The organism is Allosphingosinicella sp., assembly GCF_036570505.1.
Taxonomy (GTDB): domain Bacteria; phylum Pseudomonadota; class Alphaproteobacteria; order Sphingomonadales; family Sphingomonadaceae; genus Allosphingosinicella.
On sequence record NZ_DATCYB010000020.1, the window covers coordinates 1 to 24,710 of the forward strand.

General features: G+C 66.1%; 22 protein-coding genes. 11 read left to right on the forward strand and 11 right to left on the reverse strand.

The window, feature by feature from the left end:
* On the forward strand, positions 1 to 382 hold a 382-nt coding region (locus VIR62_RS01510; RefSeq protein ID WP_431868084.1), incomplete at its 5' end, for a LytR/AlgR family response regulator transcription factor.
* 8 nt (positions 383 to 390) lie between these two features.
* Here the strand turns inward: VIR62_RS01510 and VIR62_RS01515 are convergent.
* Positions 391 to 570, reverse strand: a complete 180-nt coding sequence (locus VIR62_RS01515) for a hypothetical protein (RefSeq protein ID WP_431868086.1) — start codon at positions 568 to 570, stop codon at positions 391 to 393.
* Between the two features lie 347 nt (positions 571 to 917).
* Here VIR62_RS01515 and VIR62_RS01520 point away from each other — a divergent pair, with 347 nt between their 5' ends.
* Positions 918 to 1,616 carry a 2OG-Fe(II) oxygenase gene (locus tag VIR62_RS01520; RefSeq protein WP_431868088.1) on the forward strand — a complete coding sequence of 233 codons (699 nt, stop codon included), beginning with the start codon at positions 918 to 920 and terminating at the stop codon, positions 1,614 to 1,616.
* Here VIR62_RS01520 and VIR62_RS01525 read toward each other — a convergent pair whose 3' ends face one another.
* The gene (locus tag VIR62_RS01525) at positions 1,617 to 3,458 is read right to left on the reverse strand and encodes a DUF885 domain-containing protein (protein ID WP_431868119.1); all 1,842 of its coding nucleotides are present in this window, start codon (positions 3,456 to 3,458) and stop codon (positions 1,617 to 1,619) included.
* A 144-nt stretch (positions 3,459 to 3,602) separates the two neighbouring features.
* Between VIR62_RS01525 and VIR62_RS01530 the strand changes: the two genes are divergently transcribed.
* The 3 genes from VIR62_RS01530 (at position 3,603) to VIR62_RS01540 (ending at position 7,765) form a co-directional block, all read left to right on the forward strand.
* Complete coding sequence (locus VIR62_RS01530) at positions 3,603 to 4,679, forward strand: glycosyltransferase family 4 protein (RefSeq protein ID WP_431868089.1); 1,077 nt, start codon at positions 3,603 to 3,605, stop codon at positions 4,677 to 4,679.
* A complete protein-coding gene (locus VIR62_RS01535) occupies positions 4,676 to 6,862 on the forward strand; it encodes an amylo-alpha-1,6-glucosidase (protein ID WP_431868091.1) in 2,187 nt (728 codons plus the stop codon). Before VIR62_RS01530 ends, VIR62_RS01535 begins: the two co-directional genes overlap by 4 nt.
* 105 nt (positions 6,863 to 6,967) lie before the next feature.
* Positions 6,968 to 7,765: a DODA-type extradiol aromatic ring-opening family dioxygenase gene (locus VIR62_RS01540; RefSeq protein WP_431868092.1), complete on the forward strand. Its 798-nt coding sequence runs from the start codon at positions 6,968 to 6,970 to the stop codon at positions 7,763 to 7,765.
* 3 nt (positions 7,766 to 7,768) lie between these two features.
* On the opposite strand, the gene VIR62_RS01545 is transcribed toward VIR62_RS01540, so the two are convergent.
* The 3 genes from VIR62_RS01545 to VIR62_RS01555 all read right to left on the reverse strand — a co-directional run bounded on the left by VIR62_RS01545 (position 7,769) and on the right by VIR62_RS01555 (position 10,364).
* Entirely contained in the window at positions 7,769 to 8,164 is a 396-nt protein-coding gene (locus VIR62_RS01545; RefSeq protein ID WP_431868093.1) for a glycine zipper 2TM domain-containing protein, read from the reverse strand.
* Positions 8,165 to 8,249: 85 nt separating this feature from the next.
* Positions 8,250 to 8,702 carry a CHRD domain-containing protein gene (locus tag VIR62_RS01550; RefSeq protein ID WP_431868095.1) on the reverse strand — a complete coding sequence of 151 codons (453 nt, stop codon included), beginning with the start codon at positions 8,700 to 8,702 and terminating at the stop codon, positions 8,250 to 8,252.
* A 123-nt stretch (positions 8,703 to 8,825) separates the two neighbouring features.
* Positions 8,826 to 10,364: a L,D-transpeptidase family protein gene (locus tag VIR62_RS01555; RefSeq protein WP_431868097.1), complete on the reverse strand. Its 1,539-nt coding sequence runs from the start codon at positions 10,362 to 10,364 to the stop codon at positions 8,826 to 8,828.
* A gap of 194 nt (positions 10,365 to 10,558) precedes the next feature.
* On the opposite strand from VIR62_RS01555, the gene VIR62_RS01560 reads away from it, so the two are divergent.
* From VIR62_RS01560 to VIR62_RS01570, 3 genes are all read left to right on the forward strand, one after another.
* A complete protein-coding gene (locus VIR62_RS01560) occupies positions 10,559 to 11,446 on the forward strand; it encodes a cell wall hydrolase (RefSeq protein ID WP_431868099.1) in 888 nt (295 codons plus the stop codon).
* An 87-nt stretch (positions 11,447 to 11,533) separates the two neighbouring features.
* The gene (locus VIR62_RS01565) at positions 11,534 to 12,256 is read left to right on the forward strand and encodes a sterol desaturase family protein (RefSeq protein WP_431868101.1); all 723 of its coding nucleotides are present in this window, start codon (positions 11,534 to 11,536) and stop codon (positions 12,254 to 12,256) included.
* A gap of 127 nt (positions 12,257 to 12,383) precedes the next feature.
* Positions 12,384 to 12,914 (forward strand): O-acetyl-ADP-ribose deacetylase, encoded by a 531-nt coding sequence (locus tag VIR62_RS01570; protein WP_431868103.1) that lies wholly within the window; start codon positions 12,384 to 12,386, stop codon positions 12,912 to 12,914.
* On the opposite strand, the gene VIR62_RS01575 is transcribed toward VIR62_RS01570, so the two are convergent.
* From VIR62_RS01575 to VIR62_RS01585, 3 genes are all read right to left on the reverse strand, one after another.
* On the reverse strand, positions 12,880 to 13,200 hold the full coding sequence (locus VIR62_RS01575; RefSeq protein WP_431868105.1) for an antibiotic biosynthesis monooxygenase family protein: 321 nt from the start codon (positions 13,198 to 13,200) through the stop codon (positions 12,880 to 12,882). The two genes, VIR62_RS01570 and VIR62_RS01575, sit on opposite strands and share 35 nt — an antisense overlap.
* Before the next feature lie 15 nt (positions 13,201 to 13,215).
* Positions 13,216 to 13,608: a PRC-barrel domain-containing protein gene (locus VIR62_RS01580; protein WP_431868107.1), complete on the reverse strand. Its 393-nt coding sequence runs from the start codon at positions 13,606 to 13,608 to the stop codon at positions 13,216 to 13,218.
* 75 nt (positions 13,609 to 13,683) lie between these two features.
* Entirely contained in the window at positions 13,684 to 14,439 is a 756-nt protein-coding gene (locus tag VIR62_RS01585; RefSeq protein WP_431868109.1) for a class I SAM-dependent methyltransferase, read from the reverse strand.
* A gap of 388 nt (positions 14,440 to 14,827) precedes the next feature.
* Between VIR62_RS01585 and VIR62_RS01590 the strand changes: the two genes are divergently transcribed.
* The 3 genes from VIR62_RS01590 to VIR62_RS01600 all read left to right on the forward strand — a co-directional run bounded on the left by VIR62_RS01590 (position 14,828) and on the right by VIR62_RS01600 (position 21,246).
* The gene (locus VIR62_RS01590; protein ID WP_431868110.1) at positions 14,828 to 17,740 is read left to right on the forward strand and encodes a TonB-dependent receptor plug domain-containing protein; all 2,913 of its coding nucleotides are present in this window, start codon (positions 14,828 to 14,830) and stop codon (positions 17,738 to 17,740) included.
* Between the two features lie 69 nt (positions 17,741 to 17,809).
* Complete coding sequence (locus VIR62_RS01595; RefSeq protein ID WP_431868112.1) at positions 17,810 to 19,450, forward strand: amidohydrolase family protein; 1,641 nt, start codon at positions 17,810 to 17,812, stop codon at positions 19,448 to 19,450.
* A gap of 20 nt (positions 19,451 to 19,470) precedes the next feature.
* Positions 19,471 to 21,246, forward strand: coding sequence for a DUF885 domain-containing protein (locus VIR62_RS01600; RefSeq protein ID WP_431868114.1), 1,776 nt, complete (start codon positions 19,471 to 19,473; stop codon positions 21,244 to 21,246).
* A 56-nt stretch (positions 21,247 to 21,302) separates the two neighbouring features.
* Here VIR62_RS01600 and VIR62_RS01605 read toward each other — a convergent pair whose 3' ends face one another.
* The 3 genes from VIR62_RS01605 to VIR62_RS01615 form a co-directional block, all read right to left on the reverse strand.
* A complete protein-coding gene (locus VIR62_RS01605) occupies positions 21,303 to 22,739 on the reverse strand; it encodes an amino acid permease (RefSeq protein WP_431868116.1) in 1,437 nt (478 codons plus the stop codon).
* 36 nt (positions 22,740 to 22,775) lie between these two features.
* Entirely contained in the window at positions 22,776 to 23,447 is a 672-nt protein-coding gene (locus VIR62_RS01610) for a GntR family transcriptional regulator (protein WP_431868117.1), read from the reverse strand.
* Positions 23,448 to 23,454: 7 nt separating this feature from the next.
* Positions 23,455 to 24,710, reverse strand: a 1,256-nt coding sequence (locus tag VIR62_RS01615; protein ID WP_431868118.1) for an aldehyde dehydrogenase family protein, incomplete at its 5' end; no start/stop codon positions are given.

Consider the following 24,710-nt stretch of genomic DNA (forward strand, 5'->3'; position numbering starts at 1 on the left):
CGGCAAGCTGGAGGAAGAGGTGGCGGCGCTCCGGGCGGGCGGCCCGGCTCTCGACGATAACGGCTTCTGGGTCCCGGAGCGGCATGGCCAGCGGCGGGTCCCGATAGAGAGCATCGACTGGATCGAGGCGGCCCGCGACTACGTGCTGCTCCATACCAACGTGAAGGGGCACCTTCTGAGGACGACCATGGCGGCGCTGGAGGAGAAGCTCAAGGGCACGGCCCTGCTGCGCGTCCATCGCTCGGCCTTCGTGCGGCCCGACAAGGTGGTGGAGGTGAAGCGCGCCAACCGGTCGCTGACGCTCCTGCTCGCCGACGGCGCCCATGTGCAGGTCGGGCCGAGCTATATAGCGGCGGTAAAGGAGGCCCTCGGCCTCGATTGAATCGGGCTTCAGCTGCGGCTGAGCGGAAGATCGTCCTGGTCGCGGTCGTTTGACCTGTAATCCTCCGGAAGGAGGCGCGCGCCGAACAAGCCGTGCGAAGGGTTCGCGCGCTTGCGCTCCTGTTCCCGGGACGAACGGTCGCGGCGACCCGCTCCTCCCGTGTCGCCGAAGATGGAGTGCTCGCTCATCCGACGGCTCAAAAGACCGTCGGCATGGACGTGGCGGCGGTCAACAGCAGGGTGCTGACGAAAACGGCCGCAACGCAGGTCGATACGGTTCGGAATAGTTCCGCAGTCATCGTTTCTCTCCCTTGTCGTTCGCCGGTCTGGCGCCGACTTCACCTGTCTAGTCGCTGACGCGCTGAAGGGCGCGGGCTCGTCGACGGCGATGCGGAACGCTTCGACGAGAAGGCGCCTGTTCGACGAAGACGCCGAAGTCGTCGATCAAACCGACAAGGCGCGGACCGGCGACGGACTGGATGTTTGACGACAAGCGCCGGGATGCCGCGACTCGCGGGAGTGGCTAAGGACAAAGGATGAAGAGCATAGAGAATGTGGATTGGGCGCGGATCGAGTGCGGTCTGGACGCCCAGGGATGGGCGGTGGCGGAGCGGCTGCTCGGCCCGGACGGATGCAAGGAACTAGCTCAGCTCTACGGCGAGGACGGACGCTTCCGGAGCACGGTGACGATGGCGCGGCACGGCTTCGGCCGGGGTGAGTACCGCTATTTCACCTATCCGCTGCCGGAGCTCGTCGGCGATCTGAGGGCCGCGCTTTATCCGCACCTCGCGCCGGTCGCCAACCGCTGGAACCGCACGCTCGGCCTCGGCGTCGACTTTCCGGAATCCCATGCCGCTTTTCTCGCCCGCTGCCACGAAGCCGGCCAGGCGCGACCGACGCCGCTCCTCCTTCGCTACGGCGCAGGCGACTATAACTGCCTCCACCAGGACCTGTACGGCGAGCATGTCTTTCCGCTCCAGGTGGCGATCCTTCTGGACCGGCCCGACGAGGAATTCGCCGGCGGCGAGTTCCTTTTGACCGAGCAGCGCCCGCGCAAGCAGTCGCGCGGCTCGGTCGTGCCGCTGGCTCAGGGTGACGCGGTGATCTTCGCCGTCAACGAGCGCCCCGTGCAGGGCAGCCGCGGCCCCTATCGTGTGAAGATGCGCCACGGCGTGAGTACGATCCGCTCGGGCCGCCGCCACACCCTCGGCATCATCTTCCACGACGCGGCGTGATCAGGCGCTCCGTTCGGCGATGTGGGCGTCGACCTCCTGCTCCAGCACCGTCATCGGGACGCCGCCCGTCTTTACGACGGCGTCGTTGAACGCCTTGTAGTCATAACCCTCGCCGAGCGCGGCCTCGGCCTTGCCGCGCAATCGATTGATCTCGTTATGGCCCATCTTGTAGCCGCAGGCCTGGCCGGGCCAGGCGCAATATCGGTCGACCTCGCCCTGTACTTCCTCGACCGTCGAGCCGTTGGTGGTCGCGAACCACTGGATAGCGTGGTCGCGGGTCCACCGCTTGGCGTGGAGCCCCGTGTCGACGACCAGCCGGCAGGCGCGGAACGACATGGACTGGAGATAGCCGAGCCGTCCCAGCGGATCGCCTTCGTAGACGCCGAGCTCGTCGGCGAGCTGCTCGGCATAGAGCGCCCAGCCTTCCGAATAGGCGTTGAAGGCGAGCAGCGAGCGGATGAGCGGCAGGTCGTATGTATATTCGCCCTGCCAGATATGGCCTGGGATGCCCTCATGATAGGTGAGCGTCGGCAGCGCGTAGCGCGGCCACATCGCGGTGTCGCGCAGGTTGATATAATATTGGCCGGGCACCGAGCCGTCGATCGTGCCGGCCGCGGCATAGCCGCCCGGCGCGCCTTCCTCGATCGCCGGCGGCACTCGTTTCACCACCAGCCGGCCCTCGACCAGCGTATGGAAAGCGCGCGGCAGGCGGGTGCGGACGCCGGCGATGCGCCCGTCGATATAGTCGAGGATCTGCTTTCGACCAGCGTCGGTGTTGGGGAAGAGGTGCTTAGGATTCTTGCCGAGCGCGGTCATGCGCTCACCGACCGTGCCCCGCGTCAGTCCCTGGGCGCGTAGCAGAGGGTCCATCTGCGCCGAGAGCGCGCGAATTTGCTCCAAACCGAGCTCGTGAACCTCGTCCGGCGTCATGTTGGAGGTGGTCGCCGCCCTCAGCGCCCAGCCATAATAGGCCTCGCCGTCCGGCAGCTTCCAGACGCCCGCATCCTGGGTGGCGCGGGCGCGCTGGCGCTCCAGCTCCGCGATCTGGCGATCCATGGCGGGCGCCACCTTTTCGGAGGCGATCAGCGCCGCGCGGCGGCCATAATCGCCGCCCATTTCCCGCGTGCGTTCCGCAAGCGACGTGACGAGCGTCCATTCCGCGATCGGTTGGGCACGGGCCGGTTTCATCTGCCCGAGCGTCTTGTCGAGCAGGAAGGCGGGCGCGACGACCCCAAGTCCGGCGTCGTGGGAAAGCCGAGCCGTCTCGCCGTCCAGCGCCGCCGCGTAGGCTTCGAGCCGCGCGAGATAGGCTTCGGCGTCGGCGGCCGTCTCGACCTTGTGGTTGCTGTCGAGGAAATCCGGGATCTCGATGAAAGCGCCGGTATTCTGCGCCACCACATAGGGCGCGTTGCGATAGGACCATTGCGCGCTCAGCGAGACGACGTCGCCGAACGGGAAGGCGAAGCCCTCGGCCGCGAGCTCATGGGCGGCGCGCACCACCTCCACGTTGATCCGCGTTTGCGGATCGAGCCCGCTCGTGTCGATCGCCTTCAATTGGGCGAGCCGCCCGGACGCCGCGGCGGCAAGCCGGCGCCGGCCTTCGGGCGAGCGGTCGGTCAGCTGCGATTTGAGGACCGCCCGTGCCCCTGTGTCGAGGCCGAGCGCGGTCGCATTCTCGGGATATTCCGCCAGCAACTGCTCGGCGATTCCGGACAGCAGGAGCTCACTTCCGGCGTCGCCCGCCGGTGGAGCCATGCCTCGAACCGGCGCGCAGCCCTGCAACAGCTGCACCGAGGCGAACGCCCCCGCCAGCCCCACGAAATCGCGTCGATCGAGCCGCAACATATATCCTCCCTGGCTTTGATGAGCCGTTACTCACATGGTGCCGCGTGCTTCGCAATGGCTGACGGTCGATCCGCCGCATCGGCGGGAACCGGGGCGGTGGCGTCACGTTCAACGGGTGTATCCTTGGATCGGGAGAGGCGGATGGGACGGGAGAGGCTGCGGATCGCGCAGGTCGCGCCGCTGGCCGAGGCGGTGCCGCCGAAGCTTTACGGCGGCACCGAGCGAGTCATCTGGTGGCTGACCGAGGCGCTGGCCGATCTCGGCCACGACGTGACGCTTTATGCCAGCGGCGATTCGACCGCCTCCGCGCGGCTGGTATCCTGCGCCGACACCGGACTGAGGCTGGCCGGGGTCAACGACCACACGGCCTATACGCTGGTCATGCTGGATCGCGTGCTGAAGGCCGCCGATACCTTCGACGTCATCCATTTCCATACCGACCTGTTTCAATATCCCATCTTCCGGCACGTCGCGCACAAGTGCGTGACGACGCTGCACGGCCGCCACGATCTTCCCGATTACTGGCCGGTGTTCCGCAATTTCCCCGAGATGTCGCTGGTCTCGATCTCCGACGCGCAGCGGACGCCCATGCCGGACGCGAATTTCGTCGCGACCATCCATCATGGCCTGCCGGAAACCCTCATCCCCTTCTCGCCGGAGGGGGGCGATTATCTCGCCTTCATCGGCCGCATATCGCCCGAGAAGCGACCCGACCGCGCGATCGAGATCGCCACGAGGGCCGGCGTTCCGCTCAGGATCGCGGCCAAGGTCGACAGGGTCGACCGGGATTATTTCGAGGAGAGGATCAAGCCGTTGCTCGACCATCCGCTGATCGAGTTCATCGGCGAGATATCCGATGACCAGAAACCCGCCTTCCTGGGCGGCGCGCTCGCCCTGCTCTTCCCGATCGACTGGCCCGAGCCCTTCGGGTTGGTCATGATAGAGGCCATGGCCGCGGGCACCCCCGTCATCGCCTGGGACAACGGCTCCGTGCCGGAGGTGGTCCGGGAAGGGACGAACGGCCTGATCGTCGCCAGCATCGATGAGGCGGTGGCGGCGGTCGGCAAGGTTCGGGCGCTGAAACGGGCCGAGGTGCGTCGCTGCTTCGAGGCCAGGTTCACGGCCGGGCGCATGGCGCGCGACTATGCCGCGCTCTACCGCCGCCTCGCCGAGCCGGCGCGGCCCGCCTTCCCCTTCGATCTGGCCGTACCGGCATGAACGAACTCGCCCGCGTTCAAAAGCCGCCGCCGCCCGAAGATTATTATATCGAGGCCGAGACCTCCCTGGTCGACCGGCCGCTTCTGACCCTGAAGCAGAACGACCTTTTCGGGGTGTTCAACAATCACGGCGATTTCAGGATGGCCGACAAGGGCCCAGAGGGGCTCTTCTTCCTCGACACCCGCTATCTGTCGCAATTCGAGCTGCGGCTCGGGCGCAAGCCGCCGCTGCTGCTCGATTCCGTGGTCCTCGACGACAATAGTGCTCTGCTCGTCGACCTTACCAATGCCGACGTCCAGGGAGCGGACGGCAAGATCGCGCTGCCGCGCGACACGGTGTTCGTGAATCGGCTCAAATTCCTGTGCGACGCCAGCTGCCACGAGCGCATTACCTTGCGAAGCTACGAAGCGGTGCCGGAGCTTCTTCCGGTCGAAATCTCTTACGCGGCCGATTTCGCCGATCTCTTCGAGGTTCGCGGCGAGGAGCGCGAACGCCACGGCACCTTGCACGTCGAACTGATTTCCGATCGGGCCGTCCGCTTCTTCTATCTGGGACTTGACGGAATCGAGCGGACGACCACCGTGGAATTCGATCCGGCGCCCGCCGAGCTTACCCCACATTCGGCCCACTGGGACGTCGATCTGGGCAAGAAGGACCGCGCGGCGATCCGCGTACGGATCGATTGCGGCCATGCCGAGCGAGAAACCCCGGAGACGCTGACGACGTTCGCCGCCTATCGCCGGATAAGGCGGGAGACGCGCGGCCGGACCCGCCGCCTCGGCCACATCACCAGCTCAAACGAGTTGTTCGACGCGATCCTGCGCCGCTCGACGGCCGATCTCGACATGCTGCTTACCTGGACCGAATATGGCTTCTATCCCTATGCGGGCGTGCCCTGGTACAGCACGATCTTCGGCCGCGACGGCATCATCACCGCTCTCCAGCTCGTCTGGAACGCGCCGGAGATCGCCAAGGGCGTGCTGAAGGCGCTTGCGCTTACCCAGGCGACCGAGATCGACGACGCCGCCGACGCCCAGCCTGGCAAGATCGTCCACGAAATGCGCGGGGGCGAGATGGCGCGGCTCGGCGAAGTTCCGTTCCGCCGCTATTACGGCACCGTCGACGCCACGCCGCTCTTCGTCATGCTGGCGGGCGATTATTACCGCCGGACCGGCGATCTCGAGACGATCCGGATGATCTGGCCGAACATCCTCGCCGCGCTCGAATGGATCGACACGTTCGGCGACTCCGACGGCGACGGCTTCGTCGAATATAGCCGGATGACCGACCGCGGCCTCGCCAACCAGGGATGGAAGGACAGCCACGATTCCATCTTCCATTCGGACGGGACGTTGGCGGAGGGCCCGATCGCGCTGTGCGAGGTGCAGGGCTATGTCTATGCCGCCCGCCGCGCCGCCGGCCAGCTCGCCGGCGCCCTTGGAGAAAGGGACAGATCGGAGTACGTTCACGCCCAGGCCGAGGCGCTCAGGCGATTGTTCGAAGAGCAATTCTGGATCGACGGGCTCGGCACCTACGCGCTGGCGCTTGACGGGGTCAAGGAACCCTGTCGCGTTCTCGCCTCCAACGCCGGTCATGCCTTGCTGACCGGGATCGCCGCGCCCGACCGCGCGGCGAGCGTGGCCCGGCTCCTTACCTCGCCCAAATTCTTCAGCGGCTGGGGCATACGCACGATCGCCGCCGGCGAAGCGCGCTACAATCCCATGTCCTACCATAACGGGTCGATCTGGCCCCACGACAACGGACTGATCGCCATAGGTTTCGCCCGCTACGGGCACAAGGCCGAAGTCGCTCGTATATTCGAGGGGCTATTCGCCGCCGCCAGCTATCAGGATCTGGGTCGCCTGCCCGAACTGTTCTGCGGTTTTCCCCGCCGGCCGCGCCGCGGCCCCACCGCCTATCCGGTCGCCTGCTCGCCCCAGGCCTGGGCGGCAGCGGCTCCCTTCGCGTTGCTCGCGGCATCGATCGGATTGGAACTCGATCACATGTCGGACCGAGTGCTGTTCAATGATCCGTCCCTTCCCGCTTTCCTCGACGAGCTGAGGCTTCCGGACCTGACCCTCGCCGACTCGCGCTTGAGCCTCCGTCTCCAGCGCAGCGAAAGCGACATCACCGTCGCGGTTACCGACCGCGAGGGCCCCGCCCGGTTGATGATCTTCAAATAGCCCGCACCGTGCCCCTCGTTTCGAGAGGGCGATGCGCTGGGTGCAACGGCATGTTTACCTAAAAGCCTCTTCCGGGAATCATCGGGCGGCACCACTTGCGGTTTCATGAAACAACCGTCCCTGTTCCTGCCGCATGGCGGCGGCCCCTGCTTTTTTTTAAATGAGAACGGTCCCGTGCCGCCGGAATGGCGGAGCATGGGCGACTTCCTGGCCAATGTGATCGCCGACCTGCGCGAAAGGCCGCGGGCGTTGCTGGTCGTTTCCGGTCATTGGGAGGAGCCCGGCTTCACCGTCCACAGCGGCGAGCGGCCGGACCTCCTTTACGATTATGGCGGCTTTCCCGAGCACACCTATGCCCTGCGCTGGGACGCGCCCGGCGCGCCCGATGTCGCACGGGAGGCGGCGCGCCTGATCGAGCGCGCCGGCTTTCGGGTCGGCGAGGAGCAGAATCGGGGCTGGGACCATGGCGTCTTCATCCCCCTGAAGGTCGCCGTGCCTGACGCGGACATTCCCACCGCCCAACTTTCGCTCCGCCGCGATCTCGATCCCGCCGCCCATATCGCCGCCGGCCGCGCGCTCGCCCCCTTGCGCGACGCAGGCGTGCTGATCGTCGGCTCGGGCATGAGCTTCCACAACATGCGGCTGCGCGACGGATCGGTCGCGGGCGCGGCCGACGCCTTCGACGAGGCGCTGACCGCCGCCGTCACCGATCCCGATCCGGTCGCGCGCGATGCCCGGCTCGCAGCCTGGGAGTCGCTGCCCCATGCCCGGCTCGCCCATCCGCGCGAGGAGCATCTCCTGCCGTTGATGGTTGCCGCCGGCGCGGGCGGCACCGACAAAGGCAGCCATGTCTTCCGCGATCACGTCATCGGCTGGACGGTCTCGGGCTACCGCTTCGGCTGACGGTCAGCGGCAGCGCGCCTCGCCGCGCTCGATCGCATAACCGACCGCCGCGCCGGCGCCGGCGCCGATGATCGTGCCGAGCGTTTCGGAACCCCCGGGGGCGATCACATTGCCGAGCACGCCGCCGGCGAGCCCGCCGACGATCAGCCCTGTCGTGCCATCGCTGCGGCGGCAATAATAACGCCCGTCGCGGCCGCGATAGACGCGGTCGTTACGGCTAAGCCGACGCTCCCGGTAGCGCGGATCGTCGCGATAATAGCGATCGGCATAATAGCCGCCGTAGCGTGGATCCGGTCGGTTATAGTCGTACCGTCCATAATCGTCATAATAGCCGGTGCCATAGGTCGAACAGCCGGCAAGGGTCGCCGCACCGGCGAGAGCCAGAAGCATGGTACGCATCGCGTTCGTTCCTTCCGCAAATTGTGATGCGGGCGTAATGATCAACGGACCCATAAGTTGCGTTGGCTGCCTTCCTGTGGCCCCCTCAATCCCAGTCGCGGAGCTGGCCGCGGATGGCACCGTTCGGGAAATCAGCGGTGTGGACGTTGATGTAGAAGCCCGCGGGGTTCGCCTCAATCTCGTCGGCGATAGCCTCGGGCGCCTGCGTGCAGCCCTGGGTCTCGCCGTCGGTCGGCGCTTCGAGCGTCACCACGGGGGGTCCCGCGACACCTGTCGCCCCGCGATGAATATGGGTCGCGTTGGCGGGCGAAATGCCCGCGACGTTGATTTCGTAACAGACATTGTCGACGGCATCGACGACGGTGATCTCGGCATTGCCGCTGCCGTCCGTATCTCCCGGCCCCGGCACTTCCTGCGCACCCGAAAGACTGGCCGAATAGGTTTCATCGACGCTCTCGGCGACCGTTTCGCAGCCCGCGAGAGCGAGCGCGGAGCCTAACGCCAAGGCGGCGGAAACACGCGTCTTCTTCTGGATCATGGTCCTTCTCCTTCTCGAACTCCTTCTCGAAAAGCGCCCCTTCCGGCTGCGATCGGGATGGTTGGGAACGCTTAGCCGATCAAACTGGCATTGGACCCCGTTGTTCCGGATGCGGCACAACAGTCATGGTCCGGGCAGGTTGATATGAACGGGTGCGCCCGGACGTTCGCGCACCTCCAGGCCAAGCGTCGCGGCGAGATCCTCGTCCCAGCCATAGGGATCCGGCCGGAAGAGCACCCGGCCGCCGGGGCCGACATAGGCGGTGTGGTAGAGCAGGCGCACCGGAATTTCCCTCGGCAGTTCGACGAACGTCTCCTCGCCCTTCGCCATTGCCCGCTCGAGTTCGTCGAGCTTGCCCTGCCGCTCCGCCAGCATCCGCGCGAAGCCGACCGCATCCTGGACTCGCACGCAGCCATGGCTGGCATGACGCTGGTTGCCCTCGAACAACGACTTGGCCGGCGTATCGTGCAAATAGATGGCGTGCGGATTGTCGAGGTCGAACTTGACGACGCCAAGCGCCGACTCGGGGCCCGGGCGCTGGACGATCCAGCCGTCCTTCCACACCATGTTGTTCGCCCGCATATAGCCGGCGCCCTTGGGGATGATCTCCTCCTCGGCGATCGACTTGGGAACCGTCCAGTTGGGATTGGCGACCAGGCGCACGAGCGGCGATCCGAGCTGCGGCGTCTCCCATCCCGGCTGGCCGACAATCACCCGCGCGCGGTGCGCGTGGGCGCCCTCGTGCCAGTAATCGAGCATCGCCGCGGCGGTGTTGACGTCGATCCGGGTTGCCGGCGGCGTTCTGTCCAGCCAGCGCAGCCGCTCCAGGTTGATGGCGAGGATGCGGGCCCGATCCGCCGCGCCCTCGTTCAGCGTCTCCAGCGTATTGTCGCCTACGACGCCATCGACCTTCAGCCCGTAATCTTGCTGCAGTCGTCCGACCGCGGCGGCCATGGCGGGCGTGAACAGGTTCGGTTCGGACGGCTCGGACGGCGGCGCTCTGAGATAGCCGTTGGCGCGGAGCGACGCTTCGATCGCCGGTACGCGCGGATCGATGCTGCCTTCATGGATCGCGCCGCCGCCCGGGATGGCGAGCGATTGGCCTTCCGCCGCGCGCCGCGAGTAGCTGAGGAAGGCTTCCGACAGCGCCCTGTACTCGGCATCCTGGGGGGCGAGGCTCGCCAGCCAGGGCCGAAGCTGCTCCGCCTCCAGGGCCCTGACCAGACCGGCGACGATATCCGTCTTCGGCACAGGGATCGTATAGATTTCGCGAATCCGCGTAGGGTCGGCGAGGCCGTTGGCCAGCGCGTCGGCATAGGTGATGGCGGCGAAGGTCAACGCGGCCTCGCGCGCCGCCGAGCTGTCTTCGGCCGCCGTCTCCTTGCGGAACTGGTCGCCACTCAGACCGTGGCGAGGCGCGTCCTGGAGCGCGGCGACCAGCGCTTCCGCGCGGTCTTCCGTCCAGACCGCACGCCACTGGCGCGCTTCATAGAAGCGCTTCACCCGCTCGTCCGAGACGACGCCGCGCAGAGCCTCGGACGACACGTCGTACGGCGACAACGCCAGCTCCGCCGTCTGCGCCCCTACTGAATCGGCGCCTTCGCCGCAGCCCGTGGCGGCGATCAGGGCCGCCAATGAAACACCAAGCATAGTCTTACGCATGAACACTCCCGAACCCGAATAAATGACTGTCTTTGTGGGAGAACGCGGCCGAACGCCGATCCGATCCGAGGGGCGCGGGGTTAATCGGTTCGGCGGGGGCCGTCCCACGCCGGGACAGGCCGAAAAGCCGTAACGAAATCAGCACCAATTGCCGGTAAGGTCCGCGCTCACCGGGCGAGGCGGGCGACGCATCGATGGCCATTACCCAGCGGCGAAAGACGGCAGCAAGGCATCGGCGCGAGCTTCTGGCGCTCACCCTGCTGGTGCCGGCCGCCTCCTGCGTTCCGGTGGCTCGGCGTCTTCAATCCGCCGGCTCGCTTGCGCCCGTATCGATCGAGCTTCCGCCCGACATCGCCGCGGCGCCCGCGCCGGCGCGTGCGGCGGCGCTCGACCTCCGCGATCCGGCCGCCGCGCCCTTTGACTTCCGCGCCGATACCGGCCTCGATGGCTTGCGTGCGCTCGATTGTCTGGCCGAGGCGGTCTATTACGAGGCGCGTTCCGAAAGCGAGGAGGGCCAGCGCGCGGTCGCCCAGGTGGTGCTGAACCGCGTCCGGCATCCGGCTTATCCAGGCAGCGTCTGCGGCGTCGTTTACCAGGGCCCGATGAAGCCCGGAGGCGGCTGCCAGTTCACCTTCACCTGCGACGGATCTCTCGCTCGCCGCCCTCTCGAAGGCGGCTGGAGCCGCGCCCGCCGCATCGCCGCCGAGGCTCTCGCCGGCAAGGTTTATCGCCCCGTCGGCCACGCCACCCATTATCATACGCTCAGCATCTATCCCCATTGGGCGCCCGGGCTCGCCAGGGCGGCGGTGATCGGTTCCCATATCTTCTACAGCTTCGCGGGAAGCGCCGGCGCGCCCGCGGCCTTCGCACAGGCCTATTCGGGCCGGGAGCCGGGCCGGGCCGCGCTCATCCGCTATGTGGCCGTGCCAGCGCCGGCTTCCGTCGCACCCGCCACCGCTTCCGCTGCCGTGTCGGCGCCCAGCCCACTCCCCTTCATCGAGCTGGCGTCGAACCGGCTCCCCGAATCCCGCGTCCGCCCCGAATATCAAAATAGCGGCCGCTGGAAGGACGCGGCGCGCTAGCGCATCTTTAATTCCAACGCTGGTTCAAACGCCCCCGCCAACGCACGATCCCTAGAGGGTCCGCCTCAATCTCATGGGGAGGCAATCGTGCTCGGCACTTATCATTACATAGCTTTCGGGCTGTTCGGCGCCTTTTGCGCCTTCGATCTCATCGCCCGCTCGCGCGACTTTCCGGACATCCGTTTCTGGCGGCTGAAGGGCGTCGCCTTCACGATGCTCTATTTCGCCGTCGCCACCTTCGCACCAACGCTGTGGGACGGCCTGCTCGGCGCCCATCGCCTGTTCGATGCGAGCGCCTTGCCGCTCGTGCTCCAGATCGCCGGCGGCCTGCTGGCGCTGGAGCTCGGTGTCTACGCCTGGCATCGCACGATGCATGCCACGCCCGTCCTCTGGCGCTGGCTCCACCAGATGCACCACAGCGCCGAGCGGGTAGACATCTGGGGCGCTTTCTATTTCAGCCCGCTGGACATGATCGGCTGGGCGCTGCTCGGCAGCCTTTGCCTGGTCGGCGGCTTCGGCCTTTCCGCCGAGGCGGCGATCGTGGTGAGCGTCGTCGTCACATTTCTGTCGATGTTCCAGCATGCCAACATCAAGACGCCCCATTGGCTCGGCTATTTGATCATCCGTCCGGAAAGCCACACCCTGCACCACCAGCGCGGCGTTCACCGCCACAATTACTGCGACCTGCCGCTCTGGGACATGATCTTCGGCACCTTCCGCAACCCGCGCCACTGGGAAGGAGAAGCCGGCTTCTACGACGGCGCCTCGCGCCGCATCGGTGCCATGCTCATTGGAAAAGAGATCGCATGACCCGCATCGCCACGGCTTTCGCCATCTTGCTGGCCGTCATCGTCACGCTCACCGCGCCAGCGATCGCGCCGTCGATCTCTCAAGCTTGATGGAACGAACGCAAATAGTCGGTCGCTATGCTGTCGAGATGACCCGGTGGCGCGCAGTACAGGCGGATATCACGACCCTCGCGGTCGACGCCGTCGTCAATGCCGCCAATTCCTCGCTGCTGGGCGGCGGCGGCGTCGATGGCGCCATCCACCGCGCGGCCGGTCCCGGCCTGTTGGAGGAATGCCGGACCCTGGGTGGTTGCCCCGTCGGCGAGGCGCGGCTGACCCGTGGCTACGCCCTTCCCGCCCGCTTCGTCATCCACACCGTCGGGCCGGTCTGGCGCGGCGGCACGAGCGGGGAGGCGGTTAAACTCGCCGCCTGCTACAAGAGCAGCCTCGGCGTCGCTGAGGCGCATGGTCTTCGCACGATCGCCTTTCCGGCCATTTCGACCGGCGTCTACGGTTATCCCGTGAAGCGGGCGGCCCCGATCGCGGCCGAAGCAGTCGCCGAGACGCTCCGCCAGCATCCGGCGTTCTTTTCGGAGATACTTTTCATCGGTTTCAGCGCGACCGACTGCGCGACTTATGCCACCGCTATCGAGGCCGCCGGGTCAGCAAGTCGTCGGTAACGGTCATGGTGAAGGCGGGCTCGCGGGGCGCCTCGGCAATGGCGTCGAGCCACATCGCCCTCGCTTCGGGATCGTCATACGCCATCCTAGCGTCGAACGCCTTCTGCCAAGTCGCCTCGTCCGGCCACTCCGCCACGCCGACGAAGCGGCCGTCCCGGTCCTGGTGCAGCCGCGACCCGTAGCTCCCGTAAAGGCGCGTGATCGCCTCGGTACCGCGACGCCAGGCTTCGCGGAACTGGTCTTCCTTTCCCGGGTGCACCCGCCACCAGTAAACAGCGACGAACACTAGGGTCCCAGGTCCCTACAGGCCCCACCACGGCATCGTGCCGTAATAGCCCGAAACCTCCTCGTCATATTGGCGGTCGCGCGGCCGGTCGGCTTCATCCAGTCCCAGGGTGGGCGCGTTCTTGAGCTGATCGCGCGTCAAATCGACCAGATAGGCGTCCATGTCGACGTCATAGGTCAACATCTCCCACGGCACCGGATGAACATGCTCCTTCATTCCCAGGAAGCCGCCGAACGACAACACCGCATAGGCGACCTTGCCGCTCTTTTTCTCGATCATCACCGAGTGGATCGCCCCAAGCCGCTCGTCCTTCCGGTTGTAGACCGGAGTCCCCTCGACCCGCCGCGATGAGATCAGCTCATGCGCATCGTCAACGACCGTGCGCGGCTCAGCCATCTGTTCGGCCATGGCCCGTCTCCTTTCTCCGAGACTCAGCAGTGGGCTATCATAGCATTTTCAGGCACAAAGCGCACGCCGACCCGGCTATTCGGGCTTTCTGAACCGATAGACGACCCGGTCCGTCCGGCCGCGGATGGCGGGGTCGAAGACCAGCCTCGAATGGTCATCCTCAGGGTTGCGCAGCAGATCCGACTCGCCGTCGAAGACGAAGCCCGCCCGTTCGAAGTCGGCGCGAAGCACGGCGGGATCGATGCGATGAAGCTTTTCGACAACCGCACGCGTGTCGCCGCCAGGGTTCGCCGCGTGATCGACCACACCGACTATCCCTCCGGGCTTCGTCGCCGCGAAAACCTCGGCCAGCACGGCGGCCGGATCGACCCTTGGAAACTTGTACTCTTCGCTCTGCCAGTAGAAATCGTGATAGATCATGTGCATCAGCACGAAATCGAAGCTGTCGCGCGGAAGAGATATCGCGTCCGCCGGGCTGACGAGGAGCTCGGCATTGCCGACCCGCGTCGCCAGCGCCTCCCACCGCACCTGCGCCGTCGCATCGTGAAAATTGGTCGGCTCCCAGGCGACGACCCTTCCATCGGGCCCGACCGCACCGCCCATGATCTCCGCATAATAACCACCGCCCGTGAACAGGTCCAAAGCGCGATCGCCCTTTTTGAGGCCGAGAAAACCCAGGACCTGGACGGGCCGCCGGCTTTCATCCAGCTTCACCGCGTCGGCGGGTCGCGCGTCGACGGCAACCGCTGCCGCGACATCCGCCGGCACTGCCTGAGCCGCCATAGGCGCCATCAAGAGCGCGGCCGCCATGAGCTTGTTCCATAGTCGCATTCCCCTCTCCCTCGTCCAGGTTCGCGCCGGCGCATCGCAAGCTCCGCGAGAAAAGCCGCCGCACCGGCGCGACGGCAGCAGATTTCGACGAACACCGATTTTAGTTCGATCAGCGAATGGAAATGGCGGAGCGGGAGGGATTCGGACTTCCGCCGCACTTCACGATAGCCAGCATGCCTCGGCGCCGAGATCGCGCCCGCTCATTTCCCCCTTTGGATCCACCGGCTATTGACAGCCGCCGACGTGAGTATATCGTATTTCGTATACATTAGACGACTGAGCCTCCTGAGCTGTGACCGGCTTCGAGGCAGAAACAACAGTCGCGCAAAGGGAGAGAGCAATGATCAAGGGTTCCTTCAAAAGGCCGATTCCGTGTCGTCGCGCGTTTATGACGACATCCATATTGTGCAGCGCGGTCCTGGCCGTCCCAGCGGCGTTCGCGCAGCAAGCGCTGCCGGCGCCTGTCGAAACGGACAGCGTCGAAGCGGCCGACGTCACCGACGCCGCTCCCGCGCAGGATGCCATCATCGTTACCGGATCCCGCCTGGTTCGCAGCGACCTTTCCGCTCCCAGCCCCCTCACGATCGTGGGAGAGGAAGCGATCGCCCTCTCGGGCAATGTCACCATCGAGAACACCCTCAACGAGTTCCCTCAGCTCGCCTCCGGAAACACCTCCAGCGTCAACAATGGCGGCGGCTCCGGCGTGCTGACGGCGAATTTGCGAGGTCTCGGCTCCACGCGGACTCTGGTCCTGGTCAACGGCCGCCGCTTCATTCCCGCCAACGCCGACGGCTCGGTCGACCTGGCGACGATCCCCGACGCTCTCGTCGAGCGGGTCGAGATCATTACCGGCGGCGCCTCCGCCGTTTATGGTTCCGACGCCATCGCCGGCGCGGTCAACTTCATCCTCAAGGACGATTTCGAAGGGCTCGAGACCAGTTATCAATACGGGCAGACCTTCCGGGACGACGGCGCGGCGCACAAGGTGGACGCGACGTTCGGCGCCAATCTGGCCGGCGGCCTTGGCAACGTCACCCTGTCGGCCTCGTACACCAATCGCGACGAGATCTTTCAGGCGGACCGCGGCTTCGCCCAGGTGCCGCTCGACACGGTGAACGGCGAGCTCGTCCCCGGCGGGTCGGGCAGCATTCCGGGAACCCGCATTCCCCTGAGCGAGTCGCAGCGCGACAGCCTCGTCGGCGCCAACCTCGATCCGAGCGGCGCCTGCACGGCCGTGACCGGCATCCGCTTCGGCGACAACGGGACGGTGTTGCCGTACTGCCAGCCGCAGGACGCGTATAATTACGCGGCCAACAACTTCCTGCTGCGCCCGCTCGAGCGGACGCAGATTTCCGGCATCGCGCATTACGAATTGGCGCCGGGCGTGGAAGCCTATGCCGAAGCCTATTTCATCAACTCGCGCAACGAGTTCAAACAGGCGCCCGATTCCTTCACGCCGCTGACCCCCGGTGCCCCGTCCTCCACCTTGCTCGTTCCCAATTATGCGACGAGCGCCAGCCTTTCGCCGACGGTGCGGCAATTCTTCATCGACAACGCCCATGTCTTCGACGCGGACGGGGACGGCACCGCCGAGGTGGTCGGCGCGGGCCGCCGCGCTGACGAACTCGGCACGCGCGACTATTCCTATGAGCGCTCTTCCTACAATCTGACGGGCGGCCTGCGCGGCGATTTCGATATCGGCGGCAGCGATTGGCGCTGGGACGCCTTCTTCCAATATCAGCGCAACCGCACCGACACGAGCATCGACGGGCAAATCTCGCAGACGCGCCTCAGCCTCGGCCTCGATTCCGTCGTCAACGCGGACGGCGACGTCGTCTGCCGCGTCCAGACCCTGGGCTGCGTTCCGGTAAGCATTTTCGGCCTGGATACGATCAGTCCCGAGGCGGGCGAATATCTGACGCCAACCCGCGCCCATAACGAGACGTTCGAACGGCGCGTCGCCGGCGCGTCGCTCAGCGGCGAGCCAATCCGGCTTCCCGCCGGGCCGGTCTCCGTCGCGGTCGGCACCGAGTATCGCAAGGAAATATACGACTTCAATCCGAGCCCGCTCGACCTCGCCAACGAATATGGCCCGGTCTCTCAGAAGCCGGTGAACGGCCAGTACGACCTCACCGAGGTGTTCGGCGAGATTCGCATCCCGATCCTCTCGGACATGGCCTTCGCCGAGGCGCTCTCGCTGGAAGCGGCGGCCCGCTACGGCGACTATTCCTCGGTCGGCTCGGTCTTCACCTGGAAAGTGGGCGGCGAATATGCGCCGGTCGACTGGGTGCGCTTCCGCTCGGCCTACAACCGCGCGATCCGGGCGCCCACCCTTAACGAGCTTTATTCGCCGATCACGCGCGGCTTCTCGTCAGGCAGCGACCCCTGCGAAGCCTCGCGCAACCCGACCCAGGCCCAGCAGGACCTGTGCGTCGCCCAGGGCGTACCCCGCGCGGACCTTCCGACCTTCACCCAGGCGACGCTCGGCTTCAACGTCGACGGCGGCGGCAACCCGAACCTCGAAGAGGAGAAGTCCGAGACCTTCACGCTCGGCGCGGTGATCTCGCCGCCTTTCCTCGACCGCTTCAACCTCACCGTCGACTACTTCAATATCAAGGTCGACGACGCCATCGTCAGCATCAACGCCAACCAGACGCTCGCCGATTGCTTCACCACGCTCGACATCAATTCGGCCACCTGCCAGGCGATCACGCGCCTGCCGAGCGGCCAGGTCGATTTCATCTCGACCCAGCTCCAGAATATCGGTTCGCTGAAGGTCGAAGGCGTCGATGTGCAAGCCGATTACCGTTTCGACCTGCCAAGGATGTTCGAGCTGGCGGGCGACAGCGCGACGCTGTCCCTTCAGGCCGTGGCGAGCTGGCTGTTCGAGCGCTCGACCCAGGTTATCGCGGGACAGGATCCGCGGGACTGCGCCGGCCGCATCGGCGGCGGCTGCACCGGCACGGGCGTGTTCGCGACGCCGGACTTCAAGCTCAACCTGTCGGGCATCTACGACAGCGGTCCGCTGACCTTCCGGCTGCAGGGCCGCATGATCGGCGACCTAATGCTCTATCCCGACGCCGTGGCCGCCGTCGATGGCGCGCCCGCCGAATGGTATGTCGACGCCTCGGCCGTCTTCCGCATCGATGAGCAGCTTGAGCTGTTCGGCGGCATCGATAATCTGTTCGACAACAAGCCGCCGATCCTGGGCACCGCCATCGCCGGCGACGCGAACACCGATCCCTCGCTTTACGACGTGATCGGGCGCCGCTTCTTCATCGGCGGGCGCTTCAACTTTTGACCTTGTCCCCCTGCGCCGCCGAGTCTCCCCTCGGCGGCGCCTTTATTTTGGCGGCAAAGGATTAGCGCCATGCCTACCCTACGTTCGACGCTGCTGCATTCCCTGAGCGGGCTTGCCCTGCTGACGGCGACACCAAGTGCCGCAGCTCCCGCCCCTTCCGCGTCCGTCGCCGATCCTATCTCCGCCCGCACGGAGGGCATCGGCCCCTATCAGCGGGTCGTGCTTCGCAACGTTACGATCGTCAACGGCACCGGCGCACCCGCGCAGGGTCCCTATGACATTGTCCTCTCGGGCGATCGCATCGCCGAGATCAAGTCGATCGGCGCACCCGGCGCCATCGACGAGAACCGCCGGGCCGCGCCGGGAGACTATGAAATCGACCTCACCGGCCATTACGTCCTCCCCGGTTTCGTCGACTCCCACGTCCACCTGCACAGCCTGGAGGACGGCCAGAACGTTCCCTCCGAATATGTGCTGAAGCTGTGGCTCGCCAACGGAGTCACGTCGGTGCGCGACGTCGGCAGCAGCGGACGGCCGATCGAGTGGCTGCTCGACATCAAGCGCCGTAGCGAGCACAACGAGATCGTCGCGCCCCGAATCGACATCTATCCGATGTTCCACGACATCCTCGACAAGCCGGTCAACGATCCCGAGACAGCGCGCCATGCGGTGCGCGAGGCCAAGCGTCGCGGCGCCGACGGCATCAAGTTCATCGGGGGCGAGGAGGACGTGCTCTACGCCGCGCTCGATGAGGCGGAGAAAGTCGGCCTTCGTACGACCATGCACCATGCCCAGCAGGTCGTCGCCTATGCCGATGTGCTCCAGACCTCCGCCCACGGCCTCGATTCCATGGAACATTGGTACGGGCTTCCGGAAGCGATGTTCACCGACCAGGCGGTGCAGGACTGGCCGACCGACTATGTGAACAATGACGAGCAGATGCGCTTCGGCCAGGCCGGACGGCTCTGGCGGCAGGCGGCGGAGCCCGGATCGGAGCCGTGGAACCGGGTGATGGAGGCGCTGCTGGAGCGCGATTTCGTGCTCAGCCCCACCTTCACCGCCTATCTCACCAGCCGCGACTTCATGCGCATGAGCCGGGCCGCCTGGCACGACGAATATACGTTGCCGTCGCTTTGGGACTGGTATCGCCCGAGCCGCACCAACCATGGTTCCTACTGGTTCGACTGGACGACCGAGGACGAAGTGGCGTGGAAGGATAATTACCGTCGCTGGATGCGGTTCGTGAACGACTACAAGAACCGCGGCGGCACCGTCACCGTCGGCAGCGACAGCGGGTTCATCTACAATCTCTACGGGTTCGGCTACATCCAGGAGCTTGAGCTGCTGCGCGAGGCCGGGTTCAGCGCGCTCGAAGTGATCCACGCCGCGACCCAGGCGGGCGCGGAAGCGCTCGGCCATGACGATGAGCTCGGCACCGTCCGTGTCGGGCGCAAGGCGGATCTCGTGGTCGTCGAGGGCAATCCGGTCGCGAACCTGAAGTTGCTGTTCGGCACGGGCACGCTGAAACTCAATGACGAGACCGGCAAGGTCGAGCGCGTCGGCGGCGTGCGCTACACGATCAAGGACGGCATCATCTACGACGCCCGCGAGCTGCGCGCCGAGGTGCGCGATAGGGTGGCGCGACAGAAAGCCGAGCGGAACATCCCGCCCGGCCCGATGAAGATCGAGGCGGTCGACCTCACCCGATAAGAGGACGCAAGGAGGGCATAATGATGAAGACTGTATCCTGGGCCGCGATGGCGACGGCCCTCATGATCGCCGCGCCGGCGGCACCGATCTGGGCTCAGCAGTCGGCGGGCGCGGAACAGCCGGTTCCAGGGAGCGCCGATGCGCGGCTGAAGGCGCTTTACGACGCCGAATGGGATTGGCGTCTCAAGGAAGAGGCGCTGCTTCCCAACGAAGACGGACGCCCCATTCCCGCCGATCATTTTGAACGTGTGGATGCGGCGAGCCAGCAACGGCGGCTCGATTACTACACCAACGTCCTTGCGGAGCTGAGCCGCATACCGCGCGACCAGCTTTCGGCGGAGGAAAAGGTCAATGCGGAAGTCTTCGAGACGATGGTCGAGGGCTTCGTCGCCGATCTTCGCTACAAGCTTTATGAGGCGCCGTTCAACGCCGACACCTTCTTCTGGACCGGCTTCACGCCGCGTACGGGACTTGAGGATGCGGACGCCTATCGCCGCTATCTCGGCCGTTTGCAGGACGTGCCGCGCTATTTCGACGAGCATATCGCCAACATGCGCGCAGGCCTGAAGCGGGGCTTTACCGTGCCGAAGGTCGCCGCCACCGGCCGCGATAAGACGATCGAGCCTTATCTCGCGGCGGACGAGACCAACCCGCTGTTCAAGCCCTTCACGCAGATGCCGGAGTCGATCCCCACGGCCGAGCAGGAGCGGCTGCGCGCCGAAGCGAAGGCAATCATCGCCAGCCAGGCGGTGCCGGCCTACACCGAGCTGCTCGGCTTCCTTCGCGAGGAATATCTGCCGAACGCGCGCACCAACATCAGCGCCTCCTCGCTCCCCGACGGCCCCGCTTATTATCAGGCGATGATCGCGAAATTCACGACGCTCGATCTGACCGCGGAGCAAATCCACCAGATCGGCCTTGGCGAAGTCGCCCGGATCAAGGCCGAGATGGAGGCGACCAAGCAGGACGCCGACTTCGACGGGACGCTCGCCGAGTTCATGCACTTCCTGCGCACCGACCCGCAATTCTACGCCAAGACGCCGCACGAGCTGCTCGCCGACGCGGCTTACTGGGTTAAGAAGGCCGATCTAAAGCTCAAGGACACGATCGGCTTTCTGCCCCGTTTCCGCCACGGCATCCTGCCGGTGCCGGAGGCGCTGGCACCGATCTACACCGGCGGCCGTGGCGGCCTCGAAAGCTGCCTCTTCAACACCTATAACCTGACCGCCCGGCCGCTCTACACTTTGCCCTCGCTCGCGCTTCACGAATGCACGCCGGGGCACAGTTTCCAGGCGGCGCTGGCGCTGGAGGGGCCGGAGCGGCCCGCCTTTCGCGACAATATCTACTTCTCAGGGTACGGCGAGGGCTGGGGCCTCTATACCGAATGGCTCGGCACGGTGATGGGTATCTACGAGACGCCCTACCAGAATTTCGGGCGCCTCACCTACGAGATGTGGCGCGCCGTGCGGCTCGTCGTGGACACCGGAATCCACCATTATGGCTGGAGCCGCGACAAGGCGCTCGCCTACATGACGGAGAATGTCGCGCTCTCCGAGCATGAGATCACCACGGAGGTCGACCGCTACATCGCCTGGCCCGGCCAAGCCCTCGCCTACAAGCTCGGCGAGCTCCAGATTCGCCGCCACCGCCGCGACGCCCAGGAAGCGCTCGGCGACAAGTTCGACCAGCGCAAGTTCCACGATGCGATACTGGCCCTGGGATCGGTGCCGCTGCCGGTGCTGGAGACGCGGATGAAACGCTTCATCGCCGATGGTGGCGAGAACGCGGCGCCCTGACGCCGCCCACCGGACGGCAAGTTCAGGGGGACGGTCCCGGGACCGTCCCCCTTTTCTTATGAGCGTTCGACCGCAAGTATGTCGCGGGTGAGCATGCTCCGGGCGCGGCCATAGAGCAGGTAGACGACCAGCCCGATCGCGTTCCACGCGACGAAGCGCATGAGGGTGATCGCCGGCAGGCTGATGATCAGATAGGCGCAGCCGACGATCGCGAGCGTGCCCACCACATAAGGCTGCGGGCAACGGAAGACGCGGGGCAGATCGGGCTGGGTCTTGCGCAGGATCATCAGGCAGGCGCCCACCGCGATGAAGGCCAGCAGCGTGCCGGCATTGGCGAGCTCGGCCAGGTCGCCGATCGTGAAAAAGCCCGCGAAGGCCGCCACGAACAGGCCGGTGAGGCCGGTGATGAGCACTGGCGATCCGGTCCGCGGCGATACCTTGCTCGCCCAGCGCGGCAGCAGCCCGTCGCGCGACATCACGAAGAAGATGCGGCTCTGGCCGTACATCATCACCAGGATCACCGACGGCAGCGCCACGATCGCCGCCAGCGCCACGGCGGAAGCCGCCGCGGGATGGTCGAGCGCGCGCAGCACGAAGGCCAGCGGCTCGGCGGACTCGGCCAACACCGTGTAGCTGATCGCGCCGATGGCGCCGACCGCGACCAGCATGTAGATGGACGTCGCGATCAGCATTGAGCCGATGATGCCGATCTTGAGGTCGCGGCCCGGATTCTTCGCTTCCTCGGCCGACGTCGCGACGGCGTCGAAGCCGTAAAAGGCGAAGAAGACGATCGCCGCCGCCGCCATCACGCCGCGCGTCTCGCCGCCCTGGACTTCGCTGCCGAAGCCGTAAGGCATGAACGGCGAGAGGTTGGCGGAGTCGAAGGCGGGGAGGGTGAGCGCCACGAATACCGCCAGCGCGCTCAGCTTGATGATGACGAGGAAGATGTTGAAGGTCGCGCTTTCCCGCGTGCCCGCCATCAGCATGCCGGCGATGGTAAGCGCCACCGCCACGGCCGGCAGGTTGACGATGCCGCCTTCATGGGGTCCGACGAGGAGGGCGGGTGGAAGATATATCCCCGCCGCCTCGAGCCATCCCACCAGATAGGCGGACCAGCCGACCGCGACGGCGCTGCACGCGACCGAATATTCGAGTACCAGGCTCCAGCCGACGATCCAGCCCAAGGTCTCGCCGAGCACCGAATAGGTGTAGGTATAGGCGCTTCCAGAGGTCGGGATCATCGTCGCCAGCTCGGCATAGGCGAGCGCCGCGCAGGCACAGACCGCGCCGGCGATGGCGAAAGCGAGGATCACCGCGGGGCCGGCGCGGTCCGCGCCGACGCCGGTCAGCGTATAGATGCCCGTGCCGACGATCGCGCCGACGCCCAGCGCCACCAGATGGGGCCAGCTCAGCGTTTTCCTCAAAACTCGATCGGGCTCGTGCGTGCCTTCCGCGTGCAGCGGCTTGCGCGGGCCAAAGATACTTTGCGCCACTTCGGTGTTCCTCTCTGCTGGATATATGCGACCGGATTATTCCGGCTTCTTGTCTTTCCGTTCCGCCGACAGCTGCCGGCGCAGATCCTTCAATGTTTGCTCGATGTGGGTGCGGGTCAGGGCCGCGGCGGCCTTGCCATCGCGCGCCAGCCAGGTCTCGAGCATCCGGCGATGCTCGTCATTGGCGCGTTCGTCGCGGCCGGAGGGCTCCAGGTGCTTGCGCACGTAGCGCTCGGACAGAATGTGAAGCCGTTCGATGATACTGAAGGTGATCGGCCGGATCGCCGGCCGCACCAGGGCGAGATGGAAAGCACGATTGAAGGCGCCGACGCTCTCGCCATGGGCTTCGGTGACGCGGTCCAGCGCCTCCAGCGCCTGGCGCGCCGCCGCCTGCTCCTCCTCCTTCGCCTCCACCGCCGCCAGCGCGACCGCCTCGGGCTCCAGCTTCAGTCTGAGGGCATACACTTCTTCGGCTTCCTGGGTCGAAAGCGACCTTACAAAGTATCCGCGATTGGCCTGGGAGCGGATCAGCCCCTCCTGCTCGAGCCGTGTCAGGGCCTCGCGGAGCGGGATCTTACTCACGCCCAGTTCGGCGGCGAGCGCGTCCTGACGGATCGCTAGGTCGGCGGCCACCTTGCCGGAAAGAATGCGGTCGCGCACCAGCTCGACGAGCTGTTCGGACAGATTGCGGACGATGATGCTGCTCATGGACAGATCATAGCGGCTTTTGATAGCTTGTCTTCATGATCGTATAAAATGTACGCGCCGCCCGACCCTGCTCGCGCGGTCCATAGCTGGAGGCGGCGGTGCCGCCGAAAGGCGCATGATAATCGACGCCCGCGGTGGGAAGGTTCACCATCAGCATGCCGGCGCGGGCCCGGCGCTTGAATTCCTCGGCGTGGAGCAGCGAACGCGTGCAGATGCCGGCGGAGAGGCCAAAGCGGTTGCCGTTCAGCGCCTCGATCGCGGCGTCGAAGCCGTTCACGCGGAAGACGCCGGCGACGGGTCCGAATATCTCGTCATGACCGAGAGTGTTCGCCGACGGCACATTGTCGAAGAGCGTCGGAGCATAGAAGCAATGCTCCATCTCGGTCGCGCTGCCGCCGAACAAGGGTTTGAGGCCAGTGCCCTCCACTTCGGCTACCTGGCGGGCGATGAGCGCCTTCTGGCGCGGCGCGGCGAGCGGACCGACCTGGGTGGCGGGATCGCGCGGGTCGCCGATCTTTAGGGTCGCGACCTTCGCCTTCACCGCCTCGACGAAGCGGTCGGCGATAGCCTCCTCGACGATGATGCGCGAAGTCGCGGTGCAGCGCTGGCCGGCGGCGAAGAAGGCGCCGTTCACCGCGCAGTCGACGGCATTGTCCAGATCGGCGTCGGCCATGACGATGAGACCGTTGACGCCGCCCATTTCCAATTGCGCTCGGACGGACCGCCGGCCGGCGGCGAGGCGCACCTGCTCGCCGGTCGCGACCGAGCCGGTGAAGCTGATCGCGTCGATCCCTTCCACCTCCACCACGGCTTTGCCGGCGCCGCCCGCGCCCAGCAGCATGTTGACGCTGCCGGCGGGAAGCCCGGCCTCGGCGATGATCGCCATCAGGGCGTCGGCAGTCGCGGACGAGATCTCCGACGGCTTCCAAACGACCGCATTGCCGAAGGCGAGCGCCGGCGCGATCTTCCAGGCGGGGATGGCGATCGGAAAGTTCCAGGGCGTGATCGCGGCGACGACCCCGACGGGCGCATAATCCACCTCGACCGTCGCGCCGGGGCGCGTGGAGGCGAAGCGCTCGCCGACATTACGCAAGCTCTCGCCGGCGAAGAAGTCGAACAGCCGCGCCGCGCGCATCACCTCGCCCTTGGAATCGCCAAGGGTCTTGCCGGTCTCCCGGGTGATCAGCAGCGCCAGGCGGTCGGCATCCGCCGCCAGCGCCCGGCCGATCCGCGCGAGCGCATCGGCCCGCGCCTCGATGCCCG

Coding starts and splice junctions, on each gene's coding strand:
- VIR62_RS01560 (WP_431868099.1), top strand. CDS start 10,559: ATGGCCATTACCCAGCGGCGAAAGACGGCAGCAAGGCATCGGCGCGAG.
- VIR62_RS01585 (WP_431868109.1), bottom strand. CDS start 14,439: ATGCGACTATGGAACAAGCTCATGGCGGCCGCGCTCTTGATGGCGCCT.
- VIR62_RS01545 (WP_431868093.1), bottom strand. CDS start 8,164: ATGCGTACCATGCTTCTGGCTCTCGCCGGTGCGGCGACCCTTGCCGGC.
- VIR62_RS01530 (WP_431868089.1), top strand. CDS start 3,603: ATGGGACGGGAGAGGCTGCGGATCGCGCAGGTCGCGCCGCTGGCCGAG.
- VIR62_RS01540 (WP_431868092.1), top strand. CDS start 6,968: ATGAAACAACCGTCCCTGTTCCTGCCGCATGGCGGCGGCCCCTGCTTT.
- VIR62_RS01580 (WP_431868107.1), bottom strand. CDS start 13,608: ATGGCCGAACAGATGGCTGAGCCGCGCACGGTCGTTGACGATGCGCAT.
- VIR62_RS01590 (WP_431868110.1), top strand. CDS start 14,828: ATGACGACATCCATATTGTGCAGCGCGGTCCTGGCCGTCCCAGCGGCG.
- VIR62_RS01595 (WP_431868112.1), top strand. CDS start 17,810: ATGCCTACCCTACGTTCGACGCTGCTGCATTCCCTGAGCGGGCTTGCC.
- VIR62_RS01555 (WP_431868097.1), bottom strand. CDS start 10,364: ATGCGTAAGACTATGCTTGGTGTTTCATTGGCGGCCCTGATCGCCGCC.
- VIR62_RS01570 (WP_431868103.1), top strand. CDS start 12,384: ATGACCCGGTGGCGCGCAGTACAGGCGGATATCACGACCCTCGCGGTC.
- VIR62_RS01520 (WP_431868088.1), top strand. CDS start 918: ATGAAGAGCATAGAGAATGTGGATTGGGCGCGGATCGAGTGCGGTCTG.
- VIR62_RS01550 (WP_431868095.1), bottom strand. CDS start 8,702: ATGATCCAGAAGAAGACGCGTGTTTCCGCCGCCTTGGCGTTAGGCTCC.
- VIR62_RS01515 (WP_431868086.1), bottom strand. CDS start 570: ATGAGCGAGCACTCCATCTTCGGCGACACGGGAGGAGCGGGTCGCCGC.
- VIR62_RS01600 (WP_431868114.1), top strand. CDS start 19,471: ATGATGAAGACTGTATCCTGGGCCGCGATGGCGACGGCCCTCATGATC.
- VIR62_RS01535 (WP_431868091.1), top strand. CDS start 4,676: ATGAACGAACTCGCCCGCGTTCAAAAGCCGCCGCCGCCCGAAGATTAT.
- VIR62_RS01610 (WP_431868117.1), bottom strand. CDS start 23,447: ATGAGCAGCATCATCGTCCGCAATCTGTCCGAACAGCTCGTCGAGCTG.